At 63.5% G+C, this 14,061-nt stretch carries 14 protein-coding genes and 1 pseudogene; 8 read left to right on the top strand and 7 right to left on the bottom strand.

Features of this window, described 5'->3' with window-relative positions:
- Positions 1-169: 169 nt before the first annotated feature.
- From rplI to LB557_RS03805, 4 genes are all read right to left on the bottom strand, one after another.
- Positions 170-754: a 50S ribosomal protein L9 gene (gene rplI, locus LB557_RS03820; protein ID WP_015318509.1), complete on the bottom strand. Its 585-nt coding sequence runs from the start codon at positions 752-754 to the stop codon at positions 170-172.
- A 212-nt stretch (positions 755-966) separates the two neighbouring features.
- Positions 967-1,215 carry a 30S ribosomal protein S18 gene (rpsR, locus tag LB557_RS03815; RefSeq protein ID WP_006203718.1) on the bottom strand — a complete coding sequence of 83 codons (249 nt, stop codon included), beginning with the start codon at positions 1,213-1,215 and terminating at the stop codon, positions 967-969.
- Entirely contained in the window at positions 1,215-1,703 is a 489-nt protein-coding gene (gene rpsF / locus LB557_RS03810) for a 30S ribosomal protein S6 (protein ID WP_015318508.1), read from the bottom strand. Before rpsF ends, rpsR begins: the two co-directional genes overlap by 1 nt.
- A gap of 578 nt (positions 1,704-2,281) precedes the next feature.
- Positions 2,282-4,243: an LTA synthase family protein gene (locus tag LB557_RS03805; protein WP_224525639.1), complete on the bottom strand. Its 1,962-nt coding sequence runs from the start codon at positions 4,241-4,243 to the stop codon at positions 2,282-2,284.
- Between the two features lie 243 nt (positions 4,244-4,486).
- Between LB557_RS03805 and fabD the strand changes: the two genes are divergently transcribed.
- The 8 genes and pseudogenes from fabD to gmk all read left to right on the top strand — a co-directional run bounded on the left by fabD (position 4,487) and on the right by gmk (position 11,210).
- On the top strand, positions 4,487-5,437 hold the full coding sequence (gene fabD / locus LB557_RS03800) for an ACP S-malonyltransferase (RefSeq protein ID WP_224643524.1): 951 nt from the start codon (positions 4,487-4,489) through the stop codon (positions 5,435-5,437).
- A 22-nt stretch (positions 5,438-5,459) separates the two neighbouring features.
- Positions 5,460-5,582: pseudogene (locus LB557_RS03795) on the top strand (type II toxin-antitoxin system RelE family toxin); the annotation flags it as partial.
- Between the two features lie 31 nt (positions 5,583-5,613).
- Positions 5,614-6,351 (top strand): 3-oxoacyl-[acyl-carrier-protein] reductase, encoded by a 738-nt coding sequence (fabG, locus tag LB557_RS03790; protein ID WP_224643523.1) that lies wholly within the window; start codon positions 5,614-5,616, stop codon positions 6,349-6,351.
- A 212-nt stretch (positions 6,352-6,563) separates the two neighbouring features.
- Complete coding sequence (locus LB557_RS03785) at positions 6,564-6,800, top strand: acyl carrier protein (protein WP_006203723.1); 237 nt, start codon at positions 6,564-6,566, stop codon at positions 6,798-6,800.
- Between the two features lie 34 nt (positions 6,801-6,834).
- Positions 6,835-8,097, top strand: a complete 1,263-nt coding sequence (fabF, locus tag LB557_RS03780) for a beta-ketoacyl-ACP synthase II (RefSeq protein ID WP_224643522.1) — start codon at positions 6,835-6,837, stop codon at positions 8,095-8,097.
- A 102-nt stretch (positions 8,098-8,199) separates the two neighbouring features.
- Complete coding sequence (gene mltG, locus LB557_RS03775) at positions 8,200-9,486, top strand: endolytic transglycosylase MltG (protein ID WP_224643521.1); 1,287 nt, start codon at positions 8,200-8,202, stop codon at positions 9,484-9,486.
- Positions 9,487-9,641: 155 nt separating this feature from the next.
- Entirely contained in the window at positions 9,642-10,532 is an 891-nt protein-coding gene (locus LB557_RS03770) for a YicC/YloC family endoribonuclease (RefSeq protein WP_140664639.1), read from the top strand.
- Positions 10,533-10,553: 21 nt separating this feature from the next.
- Positions 10,554-11,210 carry a guanylate kinase gene (gmk, locus tag LB557_RS03765; protein ID WP_023773399.1) on the top strand — a complete coding sequence of 219 codons (657 nt, stop codon included), beginning with the start codon at positions 10,554-10,556 and terminating at the stop codon, positions 11,208-11,210.
- A gap of 49 nt (positions 11,211-11,259) precedes the next feature.
- Here gmk and rsmA read toward each other — a convergent pair whose 3' ends face one another.
- From rsmA to LB557_RS03750, 3 genes are read right to left on the bottom strand one after another with little or no spacing between them, the layout of a single operon-like run.
- Complete coding sequence (gene rsmA / locus LB557_RS03760) at positions 11,260-12,096, bottom strand: 16S rRNA (adenine(1518)-N(6)/adenine(1519)-N(6))-dimethyltransferase RsmA (RefSeq protein WP_224643520.1); 837 nt, start codon at positions 12,094-12,096, stop codon at positions 11,260-11,262.
- A complete protein-coding gene (gene pdxA, locus LB557_RS03755) occupies positions 12,093-13,109 on the bottom strand; it encodes a 4-hydroxythreonine-4-phosphate dehydrogenase PdxA (RefSeq protein ID WP_224643519.1) in 1,017 nt (338 codons plus the stop codon). The genes rsmA and pdxA overlap by 4 nt, the downstream gene beginning before the upstream one ends.
- Positions 13,110-13,122: 13 nt before the next feature.
- Positions 13,123-14,055: a peptidylprolyl isomerase gene (locus LB557_RS03750; RefSeq protein ID WP_224643518.1), complete on the bottom strand. Its 933-nt coding sequence runs from the start codon at positions 14,053-14,055 to the stop codon at positions 13,123-13,125.
- Between the last annotated feature and the right edge of the window lie 6 nt (positions 14,056-14,061).

Raw genomic sequence — 14,061 nt, 5'->3', positions numbered from 1 at the left:
GTCCCCTCACGGTCAGACAGGCTGTCCTACTCTGCATCAATATATAGGGTTTCGAAAAGTTCCTTTTGGCACAAAAATGCCCGGGCGAGAGGCCCGGGCATTGGTCCAGAAATGACTGGAAATCGACAGCACGATCGGAGCGCCGGTCCGGCGCTCGGATCGTATGTGATCAGGCGTTTTCTTCGCCGCCTTCGAACTCGGCATTCGGATCGAAGAAGTTTTCCGGCCGCGCATTGTCGTTGATGTCGTCGCCATAAATGGCTTCGGCGGTGGTCAGCGTCTCGCCCTTGGCCTGGCGCTCGGCTTCGTCAGCCGTGCGGGCGATGTTGAGCGTGATGGTGACTTCGACTTCCGGATGCAGCGCGATTGCCACATTGGTGACGCCGATGGTCTTGATTGGCTGGTTGAGCTGGATCTGGTTGCGGTTGACCGTGAAGCCTTCCGCGGTCAGCAGGTCGGCGATATCGCGCGTCGACACCGAACCGTAGAGCTGACCGGTCTCACCGGCCGAGCGAACGGCGATGAAGCTCTTGCCGTCCAGCTTTTCGGCAACCTCTGCGGCTTCCGACTTGCGCTCGAGGTTGCGGGCTTCGAGCTGGGCGCGCTGGCCTTCGAACTTCTTCTTATTGGCTTCGTTGGCGCGCAACGCCTTGCCCTGCGGCAGCAGGAAGTTGCGGGCAAAACCGTCCTTGACCTTGACGGTATCGCCCATCTGGCCGAGGCGGGAGACGCGTTCGAGAAGGATGACGTCCATGATTATGTTCCTTTTGGTTGGGCGTCCGTCCACAAGGCCGACGCCGAATTCTTTGGAACAGTCAGGAAGCAAAAGGGCGTTGCCGCCGGTGTCGCTGTCCTGCCTGTCGCGGCAGTTAGAGGTTTTGACCTCAACTCGGGATTTGACGCTAACCGGTCATGCCCGTCATGGCCGGTGACAGGAACGGGCGGCGAACCGCCCGTTCGGAAGAATTAGCGAACCACGTAGGGCAGCAGGCCGAGGAAACGGGCGCGCTTGATCGCCTTGGCGAGCTCGCGCTGCTTCTTCTGGCTGACGGCGGTGATGCGCGACGGCACGATCTTGCCGCGCTCGGAAATGTAGCGCTGCAAGAGACGCACGTCCTTGTAGTCGATCTTCGGGGCGTTGGCGCCGGAGAACGGGCAGGTCTTGCGGCGGCGATGGAAAGGGCGCCGGGTCGGGATCTGGTTGATGTCGACCATTATTCTGCACCCCCTTCAAAACCTTCGCGCGGACGGCGCGGACCACGGTCGCCGCCTTCGCGATCGCCGAACGAACGCGGGCCACGATCGCCGCGGTCGCCGAAGCTGCGGGCCGGCCGATCGCCACGGTCGCGATCGCCAAAGCCACCGCGCTCGGAGCGCTCTTCGCGCTTCTGCATCATGGCCGAAGGGCCTTCCTCATGCGCCTCGACCTTGATGGTCAGGAAGCGCAGCACGTCCTCGGACAGACCCATCTGGCGCTCCATCTCGTTGAGCGCTGCCGGCGGGCAGGTGAGGTCCATCAGCGTGTAGTATGCCTTCCGGTTCTTGTTGACCCGGTAGGTGAGGGACTTCAGTCCCCAGTTCTCGACCCGGCCGACAGACCCGCCATTCGCTGAGATGACGCCCTTGTACTGTTCGACAAGCGCATCGACCTGCTGCTGCGAGAGGTCCTGCCGGGCAAGAAACACATGTTCGTAAAGAGCCATTATGTCTTGGTGCCTTTCTTCGTTTCTCTCCCGGTTCCCGGCGGCAAAAGCCTCTGCAACTTCTCTGACCCGCATGTGCCTCGAAAGGCGCGGGGAAGAAAGGAGCATGACGAGACGGTCGAGAGCGGAGACACGGGAGGCGGAAACGCTTCTGGCTTCACACGAAGGTTCTCGAAAAAACCTCCGGCCCTCCGTTCAGCCCCCAGCTGGGACCGGCAGATTGGCGGCGTCTATAAAGCAATCCGCTGATAAAGCAAGGCCAAGCGGCATCCCTGATGTCGCAGGCCGCAGGAACCCACGTGGCAGCGCCCGGCAAGGCCGGCGATTTTCCCGGCAACCGGCCCTTAACCGCAATGTCAGGTCGCACAGGGTTGAGCCATGCCGTCAACGGTCGCCAACCGCACCCATTACAGCGCCTCCGCCTCGAATCCCAGCGAACTATTATGCCATCGGTGATCCGGCCAAGCTGCCGAACGTGTTTCTGCAGATCGCCAACAAATTTTCGAAGCTGCAATTGACGAACTGAGCGGCTGCTCCGAAGGCGGGCGGCAGGGGAAATTAAGCGCCCGCCGATCGGCTCAACTCGTATGGGCGACGATCTTGTCGACCGTTTCGGGGAAGAAGTCGGGCGCGGCATGGCGCTTGCCGAACATCATGTCGTACTGGATCAGCCGGAAGTCGCGGATCGCCGGGTCAATCTCTTTCTGACGCGACCAGTCTGGCGTGGCCGCCCCGGCCGGCGTGAGCAGCAGGTTGCGGTCGACGACGCGATAGCGCTCCCGCATCTCGCCCAGGAAACCGGTGTAGTAAGGGTGGGTGATGCCGGCGGCGGTGAGGATATGATAGGGCAGGAACGCGGGGCTGACCGTGCCCAGATTCTCGACCGGGCCGGAGCGGTTCGACCAGATGATCAGCGGTGTCGCGTGATGTTCGAGGGCGGCTTCCGGCGTCGGTTCCTTGCGCGGCGCGACGTTGTCCTTCAGGAAGCCGGTCTCGACATAGACCGGTCCGAGCGGCGGCAGGTGGTCACCGAAAAAGGCGACAATCGTGGGCCGCTCGCGCCTCTTGGCCCATTCGATCAGCCGTTCAAGGCCGCGGTCCGCGTCGGCTGAACCTTCGGCGTAGGAGAGCAGCGAGTCGCGCGCCCACTGGCTGATCGGCGCTTGCACCGAATGGGTCGGATTCGAATAACGGTTCGGTTCATAGGGGCCGTGGTTCTGCAGACTGACGGCGAAGAAGAACACCGGGTCCTCGCTGGCGTCCGCTTCGCGAATAATCTCGTCGGTCATCGCCGCGTCGGATGCCAGCGGTCCGCGCTTTTCCATGGGCGGCAGCGTCTCTTCCGATTTGAAGTCGTTGAAACCGAAATCGGCATAGACCGCGCCGCGGTTCCAGAACCAGTTCGTTCCTGGATGGATGGCGCGTGCCCTATAGCCTTCGCTCTTCAGGAAGGTCGCCATCGACGGCGTCGGGGTGCGGACATATTGCTGGTAGGGGATGCTGCCGGCCGGCAGGAAAGCATTGGAAAAGCCGGTCAGCGCTTCGAATTCGATGTTGGCCGTCATGCCGCCGAATTCGGGCGAGAACATCGAGCCCGAGCGGAGCGCCCGCACATTGGGCATCGGATCGGGGGTGATGGTGACTCCGGGCAGCTTGGTTGGATCCCAGAAGGATTCGCTCATGACGATGATGATGTCCGGCTTCTGGGCCGGCACCGAGGCGGTCACCTCGGGCCGCTCGATCGCCGCGATCGCCTTGTCGGAATAGCCCGGCGGTGCCGAGACATGCGCCATCGGCACGTTGAGCGCGAAGGCGAGCGCGAAGCCGTTGGAGGCGTAGTTTTCCTTCTGGTCCCACATGATCGGGATGATCTGCAGCCGGTCCCTGGTCCACGAGAAGGTGGCGTAATCCATGATCGAGACGAAGAAGGCGAGCAGCGGCACCGCCAGCGTCAGCCGGGCAAGGCGGCCTTTGCGGCTGAGGGCCGGAACCTTGCGGCGCCATAGCCGCCAGCCGTAGACGAGCAGGGACAGGCCGGCGACGATGCCCGCGACCATGGCCAGCGCTGTCATTGGCCGCTCGCGCACCAAGAGCGGCAGCAGGGCGAAGATCTGGCGGGCGTAGAGGAAATCCGTCGGGTAGAGCGGATCGCCGAGATAATGCGACTTCTGGTGGCCGACAAAGGCCAGCGACAAGGTCAGCGGCGCGACGATCATCAGGCTCTGATGGCTGCGGCCGAGCACCGCGTCGAGACCGATCAGGACCAGCGCGAAGACGACGATGGTTGTCCAGCCCGGCTTGAACGGCTGCAGGAAGAAGGAAACGGTGCCGGCGACATCACCGCGCACGATCAGTTCGATGGCGAACACCAGGACGGCCGAGATCGCCAGGCTGATCAGCCCGTAGCGGACAACAGGCCATCTACGGCCCGGCAGATAGCCGGTGGACGGATCGTCTTCCAGGAACTGCGGCGCCGCGTTGCCGGCACGTTTGAAACTCTTTGCCACTTCAACTTCCCGCCCAAAGACAACCCACGTCATTCGATTGTCATATAATTGTCACGCAAAGCTAGCGCCTGTGGCGGAAATAAGAAGAGCCAGCGAACGATTCGTGAGCGGTTTTCATCAGGTGTGATCGCCAAAAAGCCTTTCGGAACAGGCACTCGGGCGGGGATGGGCCCATTGGCATGGGCTGAAGTGGCTTGACTTGGCGGCCTGCCTTGCGTCACAGGCAGGGAAAATTCGTAGTATCAGGCAAGCAAAACCAGTCAGGGGAGCCCTCGCATGGCCGTTGCATTCACCTTTCCGGGACAGGGTAGCCAGGCTGTCGGCATGGGCAAGGATCTTGCCGATGCCTTTCCCGAGGCACGCAGGATTTTCCAGGAAGTCGATGACGCGCTCGGCGAAAACCTGTCGAAGCTGATCTGGGAAGGTCCCGAAGAGACGCTGACGCTGACGGCCAACGCGCAGCCGGCGCTGATGGCGGTGTCGCTTGCCGCCATCAGGGCGCTGGAATCGCGCGGCTTCTCGCTGAAGGACAAGGTCGCTTATGTCGCCGGCCATTCGCTGGGCGAATATTCGGCACTCGCCGCCGCCGGCTTCGTTTCCGTTGCCGATGCCGCCCGCCTGCTGCGCATCCGCGGCAACGCCATGCAGGCAGCGGTGCCGGCCGGCGAGGGCGCCATGGCGGCGATCATCGGGTTGGAGCAGGCCGATGTCGAAGCCGCCTGTGCTGAGGCCGCCCTTGGGGCCGGCAAGGGGGCCGTCTGCCAGGTGGCGAACGACAATGGCGGCGGCCAACTGGTCATATCAGGGGCGAAGGCGGCGGTTGAACTGGCAGCGAAACTGTGCACCGAAAAAGGCGCCAAACGGGCGCTGATGCTGCAGGTTTCGGCGCCCTTCCATTCCGCGCTGATGACGCCGGCCGCCAATGTCATGCGCGAGGCACTTGCCGGCGTGACAAAGACCGCGCCAATCGTTCCCGTGGTGTCCAACGTATCGGTGCAGCCGTCGACCGATCCCGACGGGATCGCCGGGCGGCTGGTCGAGCAGGTGACCGGTCGCGTCCGCTGGCGCGAAACGGTGGAGTGGTTCGGCGCCAACGGCGTCACCACGCTTTACGAGATCGGTGCCGGCAAGGTGCTTTCAGGACTGGCTCGTCGCATCAACCGCGACATCGCCACCGCCTCCGTGGGTTCCGCAGCCGAGGTCGAGGCGGCTGTGGCTGCGCTGTGACTTGAATTCTTCGCCGCCGACATCTTCTTTGACGAGTTTTTGGAGATATCGGATTGGGGATTACCGCGTAATCTGCGATGTAAAGGACAAGCGTCTGGCCATTCTGGTGGTAACGATTGGCCATCGGGGTGATGTTTATCGGTAACCGTCCGTACGATTTGAGAAGAGGACAAGAGATGTTCGAACTGACCGGCCGCAAGGCGCTTGTCACCGGCGCATCGGGGGGCATCGGCGAGGCGATCGCCAGGGTGTTGCATGCGCAAGGCGCGACCGTCGGCCTGCACGGCACGCGCGTCGAGAAACTGGAGACGCTGGCCTCCGAATTGGGCGACCGGGTCAAGCTGTTTCCGGCCAACCTGTCGAACCGTGACGAGGTCAAGGCACTCGGCCAGAAGGCGGAGGCCGATCTCGAGGGCGTCGACATCCTGGTCAACAATGCCGGCATCACCAAGGACGGCCTGTTCGTGCGCATGTCGGACGCCGACTGGGATACGGTGATGGAGGTCAATCTCACCGCCGTTTTCCGGCTGACCCGTGAACTCACTCACCCGATGATGCGCCGCCGCCATGGCCGCATCATCAACATCACTTCGGTGGTCGGGGTGATCGGCAATCCCGGCCAGGCGAATTACTGCGCCTCCAAGGCCGGCATGATCGGCTTGTCCAAATCGCTGGCGCAGGAGATCGCCACCCGCAACATCACCGTCAACTGCGTCGCGCCGGGCTTCATCGAATCGGCGATGACCGACAAGCTCAATGACAAGCAGAAAGAGGCGATCATGGCGGCGATCCCCACCAAGCGCATGGGCACCAGTGCCGAAGTGGCGTCCGCCGTTGCTTATCTGGCTTCGAACGAGGCCGCCTACGTAACCGGGCAGACCATACATGTGAATGGCGGTATGGCGATGATCTGAGCGAGGCCCGACAGCAACGCCGACGGGCTGTGAAAACCCACCATTTCGGCTTGGACCTCGGCTATTTTTCGTGTAATGCGGCCCGCAACCCGGCGGTTCGGGCAAAAACCGGTCCGTGGCCGTTGCGTTTCCGGCAGGACCATCTTTCAGCTTGATTAGCGGCATTCCGCCCGCTAACGAAGACAGACAAACAATAGACGAGGATGCCCCAAATGAGTGACACCGCAGAGCGCGTCAAGAAGATCGTCATCGAGCACCTTGGCGTCGATGCCGACAAAGTGACGGAGCAGGCGAGCTTCATCGATGATCTGGGCGCTGACAGCCTCGACACGGTTGAACTCGTCATGGCGTTTGAAGAAGAATTCGGCGTCGAGATCCCCGATGACGCGGCCGAGACCATCCTGACGGTCGGCGATGCGGTGAAGTACATCGACAAGGCTTCGGCCTGACGCTTTTCGCAGTCGTCACCGGGGAGGACCTGCGATGAGGCGTGTCGTCGTCACGGGCCTTGGCCTGGTTTCGCCGTTCGGTATGGGCTTCGAGCACGGCTGGAAGGAACTGCTGACCGGCCGCAGCGCTGCCAAGCGCGTCACCGAGTTCGACGTGGACGATCTTGCCTGCAAGATCGCCCACGTCATTCCGCGCGGCGACGGCTCCAACGGCACGCTCAATCCCGAAGCCATTCTTGAGCCGAAGGAACTCCGCAAGATCGGCGACTTCATCCTGTACGGGATCGCGGCCGCCGATGAAGCGCTGAAGGATTCCGGCTGGCAGCCTTCAACCGAGGAGGAGCGTTGCGCCACCGGTGTGCTGATCGGCTCCGGTATCGGCGGTCTTGAGGGCATCGCCGAGAACGCGATCATCCTCAAGGAACGCGGCCCGCGTCGCATCAGCCCGTTCTTCATTCCCGGAAACATCATCAATCTCGTGTCGGGCCAGGTTTCGATCCGGCACGGGTTGAAAGGCCCCAACCACGCTGTCGTCACCGCTTGCTCGACCGGCGCGCACGCCATTGGCGACGCCGCCCGGCTGATCATCTTCGGCGATGCCGACATCATGCTGGCTGGCGGCGCCGAATCGCCGGTGACCCGGCTGTCGCTCGCCGGCTTCGCCGCATGCCGGGCGCTGTCGACCGAGCGCAACGATACCCCGCAAACGGCCTCGCGGCCCTATGACCGCGACCGTGACGGCTTTGTCATGGGCGAGGGCGCCGGCGTCCTCGTGCTGGAGGAGCTTGAGCATGCCAAGGCGCGCGGCGCCAAGATCTATGCCGAGGTGACCGGCTACGGCCTGACCGGCGACGCCTATCACATCACCGCACCGGCTGAAGATGGCGATGGCGCTTTCCGTTGCATGACGGCGGCGTTGAACCGGGCAAAGCTTACGCCGGCCGATGTCGACTACATCAATGCGCACGGCACCTCGACCATGGCCGATACGATCGAACTCGGCGCCGTCGAGCGGCTGGTCGGCGATGCGGCGTCGAAGATTTCGATGTCGTCGACCAAGTCGTCGATCGGCCATTTGCTGGGAGCGGCAGGCGCGGCCGAAGCGATCTTTTCGATCCTCGCCATCCGCGACAATATCGCACCGGCGACCATCAACCTCGACAATCCAGAACGCGAAACCGCTATCGACCTGGTGCCGAACAAGCCACGCGCCCGCCAGATCGACGTGGCACTGTCCAATTCCTTCGGCTTCGGTGGCACCAATGCCTCGCTCGTCTTCCAGCGGTATAATGGCTGACGGTCCGGTTACCGGGCAATGCTTTGGCGTGTCGTCAATTTTGCCATATTCGCCCCTACTCTGCCGCAGGGGATTCGTTGAGAGATCGAACGGTAGGGCGACATGAACACTAATCCGTCGGGCAACGGAGAATTCGGGCAAAGGCCGGCGAACACCGGGCCGATCGTGCCGAAGACGGCCAGCGAAGCCTTGCGGCCGGAAGCCGGAACACCGCCGCCGAAACGCTCGCGTGCTTCGCGCAGCCAGGTCGTCGTGTTCATGAACTTCGTCATCTCGGCGGTGATGCTGATCGTTCTGGCGGCGGGCGTCGCCCTCTATTTCGGCAAGCAGGAGTTTACCGAACCCGGCCCATCCGCCAATGGCGACACTTTCCTCGTCAAGCCCAGCACCGGCGTCCAGGACATTGCCGACCAGCTCGAGCGCCGCGGATTGATCAGCGACGCCCGCGTATTCCGCCTCGGGGTGCGTGCCTTCGGCAACGATTCCGCGCTCAAGGCCGGTGAGTACGAGATCAAGCCCAGGGCATCCATGCGCGACATCATGGAACTGCTGAAGAGCGGCAAGTCGGTGATGTATTCGCTGACTATTCCCGAGGGGCTGACGGTCGAGCAGGCCTTGCAGCGCATCGCCGACGAACCGGCTTTGAGCGGCGATATGCCGGCGAAGACACCCCCTGAAGGCAGCCTTGCCACCGACACGCTGCGCTTCACGCGTGGCGCAACGCGTCAGCAGATGGTCGACAAGCTGCTCGCGGATCAGAAGAAACTGGTCGATGAGGTGTGGCAGCGGCGCGCGCCGGATCTGCCCCTGGCCAGCGTCGAGGACTTTGTCACCCTGGCCTCGATCGTCGAGAAGGAAACCGGCAAGGGCGACGAACGCTCCCGCGTGGCCGCCGTCTTCCTGAACCGGTTGGCCAAGGGCATGCGCCTGCAGTCCGATCCGACCATCATCTACGGTCTGTTTGGCGGCAAGGGCAAGCCGGCGGATCGCCCGATCTATCAGTCCGACATCCAGAAGCAGACGCCTTACAACACCTATGTGATCAGCGGCTTGCCGCCGACGCCCATCGCCAATCCAGGCCGCGCGGCCCTCGAGGCCGTGGCCAACCCGTCGAAGACCGACGATCTCTATTTCGTCGCCGACGGCACGGGCGGTCACGTCTTTGCCTCGACGCTGAACGAGCATAATGAAAACGTCGCCCGCTATCGCGCGCTGCAGAAGAAGCAGGCCGATGAGGCAGCCAAGGCCGCTGCTGCCGCCGGTGCCAGCGGCAGTGCCGACAAGCCTGCTGACGACAAGCCAGCTGACGAGAAGCCAGCTGACGAGAAGCCTGCCATTGACAGCGGCATCGATGGCGATGCTGGCGGTGATGCGGGCGCGGCCCAGTAAGGCGAAGAAAAGCGTTGCCTGGAAGGCGGCGGCCTGACATTTGAAGGAACGCCAGGCGTCCAATTTCGACGTATTCGCGGAATGGTCATTTTAAGCCGCACTCGTCCCTCCGGAAAACCGGTTTCGGGGTGAGGCGCCAGGGATGTGCAGGCGACATGAATTTGCAGAGCATGACCGGTTTTGCGCGCGCCGTCGCCGAGCATGACGGCACCTCCATTGCCTGGGAAGTCAAATCCGTCAACGGCAAGAGCGTCGAGGTGCGGTTGCGGCTGCCTCAGGGGTTCGAGCGGTTGGAGCCTGTGCTTCGGCAAACGCTGCAGAAGCGTTTCGCGCGCGGCAACTTCCAGGCGACGCTGACCATCGGCCGTGCCGCCGGCGCGCAGGCGCAACCTGTGGTCAACGAGGTGTTTTTGAAAGATCTCGCCGGCCTGGCCAAGCGATTGCAGGAACAGTTCGGCGTTGCGCCCGCAACGGCTGACGGTTTGCTGTCGCTGCGTGGTGTGCTCGACGTTCCCGAAACCATCGAAACCGACGAGGCGCGGGCCGCGCTCGACACCGCCATCATGGCCGCGCTCGACGTGGCGCTGAACGGCCTGGAACAGGCCCGGCAGGGCGAAGGTGCCGCATTGGCCCTGCTTTTGTCCGGTCATATCGACGTCATCGAGACACTGACCCTGCGCGCGGAAGCGGATCCGTCGCGCGATACGGCGGCGATCCGCGAACACATCGCCGAGCAGGTCAGGCTGTTGATGGATGCATCCGCCAATCTGGATGCAAGCCGATTGCACATGGAGGCGGCGTTTCTTGCCACCAAGGCCGATATTCGCGAGGAGATCGACCGGCTGAAAACGCATGTCGCGTCTGGCCGGGCCTTACTCGAGGGCGGCGGCGCCGTTGGCCGCAAGCTCGATTTTCTGGCACAGGAATTTAACCGCGAATCGAATACGCTGTGTTCGAAGTCGAATGCCGCCGCCGTCACCGCGATCGGACTGGAACTGAAGGCGGTCGTCGACCAGTTTCGCGAACAGGTCCAGAATCTGGAGTAGCCGATGGTTGCCAAGGAACCGATGGTTGCCAGGGATTTGGGGTCCCGCATCCGCCGCCGGGGGTTGATGCTCGTCCTGTCGTCACCATCGGGTGCCGGCAAGTCGACGATCGCTCGCAACCTTCTGGAGAGCGATTCCAGCCTCGAACTGTCAGTCTCGGTCACCACAAGGCCTCGCCGCGGCTCGGAAATCGAGGGGGTTCACTACCATTTCCGCACGATGCGCGAATTCGAGCGGCTGCGTGATTCCGACGCGCTGCTCGAATGGGCCGAGGTGCATGGCAATTGCTATGCGACGCCGCGCGAACCTGCCGAATTGGCGCTGGCGCAGGGACGCGACATGCTGTTCGACATCGACTGGCAGGGCGCCCAGCAGCTCAAGGAGAAGATGCGCGCCGACATCGTCTCGATCTTCATTCTGCCTCCGTCGATGAAGGAATTGAAGGCGCGGCTGAAGCGCCGCGCTGAGGATCAGGAAGCGGTGATCGAGACGCGGCTGAAGAACGCCCGCAACGAGATCGAGCACTGGAAGGAATATGACTTCGTCATCGTCAACGACGATCTAGACCGTGCTTTCGCCGAAGTGCGCGGCATCGTCGTGGCAGAGCGGCTGCGCCGCGACCGCCGGCCAGGTCTTTTCGATTTCGTGTCGGGCTTGCTGGACGAGAAGACGGATTGACCGCTTTTTCCTTCTCCCGGATAGCCCTGCGTGAGCGGCGAGAAGAGAGCTACACCGCATTGGTCAGCCGCAAGAACTCCTCGACGCTAAGCGTTTCGGCGCGTCGTGTCGGGTCGATCCCCACTCGTTCGAGCAAGGCCTCGCCGCCGAGGCTTTTCACGCTCTGCCGTAGCATTTTTCGGCGTTGGCCGAAGGCGGCTTCCGTGACCCGAGCGAGTTTCTTCACATCGGCGGGCAGGGGTGTCGCGCGGGGCTCGAGATGCACCACCGAAGAGGTGACCTTGGGCGGTGGCGTGAAGGCCTGAGGCGGCACGTCGAAGGCGATCCTGGCCTGCGTGCGCCAGCCAGCGAGCACACCCAGCCTGCCATAGGCGTCGCTGCCGGGCGCTGCGACGATACGCTGGGCGACCTCGCGCTGGAACATCAATGTCATCGAGGCGTAAAAGGGCGGCCAGTCCGTGACCGTCAGCCATCGGACCAGCAGTTCCGTGCCGATGTTGTAGGGCAGATTGGCCACGATCCGCACCTGCCTACTATCTCCAGCCGCCGCGGCGAGGGCGGCGAAGTCGGTCTTCAGCGCGTCGCCCGAAATCACCTCCAGCCGGCCGGGGTAATGAGCCGAGACTTCGGCAAGCGCTGCCAGGCAGCGTTCGTCGCGCTCTATGGCGACGACCCGGCGGGCGCCGTTGGAAAGCAGCGCTCGCGTCAGCCCTCCGGGCCCGGGCCCGACCTCGATCACCGTGGCATTTGTCAGGTCGCCGGCGCTGCGCGCGATCTTGCCTGTCAAATTGAGGTCGAGCAGGAAGTTCTGCCCAAGCGCCTTTTTCGCCTGCAGTCCATGACGCTCGATGACGTCGCGCAGCGGCGGCAGCCCATCGATGCTCATGCGGCCGCCGCCCTTGCGTCGGTGTCGGCGAGTTTTCTGGCGAGCTTCAGCGCCGCGATCAGGCTGTCGGGCCGCGCAATGCCCTTGCCGGCGATGTCGAAGGCGGTGCCATGGTCGGGCGAGGTGCGGATGAAGGGCAGGCCCAGCGTGACGTTGACCGCCTCGTCGAAGGCCAGCGCCTTGGCCGGGATCAAGGCCTGATCGTGATACATGCAAAGCGCCACGTCGTAGCCCGCCCGCGCCCGGGCATGGAACAGCGTGTCGGCGGGCAGGGGGCCGAAAGCATCGATGCCTTCGGCGCGCAGGATGTCGACCGCCGGGCGCACGATGTGCTCGTCTTCCGTGCCCATGGAGCCGCCTTCGCCGGCATGCGGATTGAGGCCGGCAATGGCGAGCCGCGGCCTGGCGATGCCGAAGCGGCTGGCAAGGTCGGCCGCGGTGATGCGCGCGGTCGCGACGATCAATTCGGTGCTCAGGACTTTCGGCACCTCGGCCAGGGCGATGTGGATGGTGATGGGAACCGTGCGCAGGTCGGGGCCTGCCAGCATCATTACCGGCATCGCCTCGACGCCGCTGTGCCGAGCCGCGAGATGCGCCAAATATTCGGTGTGGCCGGGAAAAAGGAAGCCCGCATCATAGAGCGGCTTCTTGGCAATCGGGCAGGTCACGACCGCGGCGGCTTCACCAGCAAGGCAGGCGGCGACCGCACGGTCGATCGCTTCGACGGTGCCGGCCGCATTGGCCGGGTCCGGCCGGCCGGGGCTGTCGATGAAGCGCGCCGTCAACGGAACGATCGGCAAGGCGTGGCCAAAGACCTCGATCGCCTGCACCGGCGTCACCTCCTGGACGGGCAGCAAAACGCCAAGGCGGCGCGCCCGCGCGGCGACCACAGCCGGGTCGGCCAGCAGATAGAACGCAGGCAAGCCGACAGCGTCACGCGCAAGGAAGGCGGCGATGGCTATTTCAAGGCCGATGCCGGATGGGTCGCCGACACTCAACGCCAGCGCGGTCATCGCGCTACCCACGTCAGCGCTTGACGATGCGGGCTTTGGCCTTCAGCTCGTCGACATATTTCTTGCTGAGATCGTCGGCGGCCTTGTCGTTGGAGCCTTCGCTCTGGAACACCATCTGGGCGGTCTTGTCGTCGGACACTTCGCGCGACGAACAGATGCCGATGAATTCGACGCCGCGCTCGGTCTCGCGCGTAACGGTGGCGCCGCCGACCTTGGTCGCTTTGATCTGCTCGGCCCAGTCTGGCGGCAGTTGCGGCGCCAGAACCCGGCCGAGATCACGAACCGTGACGTCAATCAGGCCCTTGGCGAACTCGCGCGTCGTGTTGCAGCCGTTGAAGCGAGCGCGCATGGCGTCGGCCTCGCGCTTGCGCTTGGCCAGCGTCGCGCTGCGTTCGGCCGCCGGCACGACGAAGATGACCTGCTGCAGCATGTATTCCATGGCGCTCGGCTTAGCGCCGCCCTTGTCGAGCATGCGTCGCACCGCGTCCTGTTCGGTCACGCTGCCGCCTTCGCCGGAACGGTAGCGCGCGCTCAAGGCCTGGTTCCAGGCCATCTGGGCGCGGATGAACTCCTTGAAATGGTCCTTGCCGACGCCGGATTTTTCCATGACGCCGTCGAGCTGGCCGCGCTGCATCTTATTGTTGGCGGCAAAGCGCTGATAGGCGGCCTCGACCTGTGCATCGCTGATGCGGATACCAAGCCGCCTGGCCTCGGCGAGCCGCAGCGTCTGGTCGATCATTTCCTGGCCAGCATCCCCCTTTTTGCGCTGCAGCTTCAAGAAGGCGGCACGATGGGCGATATCACCGGTGGTGATCGGCATGTCGTTGACGACGTATTTGATCTCGCTGGCGAAAGCCGGCGGCGTCATGACGGTCATTGATACGGACGTCGCCGCCACAAGCAACGCGAACCCTGCTGAAAAGAGGTATTTCCTCATCCTTGGCATCCCAAT

It is taken from the genome of Mesorhizobium sp. BR115XR7A (assembly GCF_020165315.1).
Classification (GTDB): Bacteria; Pseudomonadota; Alphaproteobacteria; order Rhizobiales; family Rhizobiaceae; genus Mesorhizobium; species Mesorhizobium australicum.
This window is presented reverse-complemented; position numbering and strand designations above follow the sequence as displayed.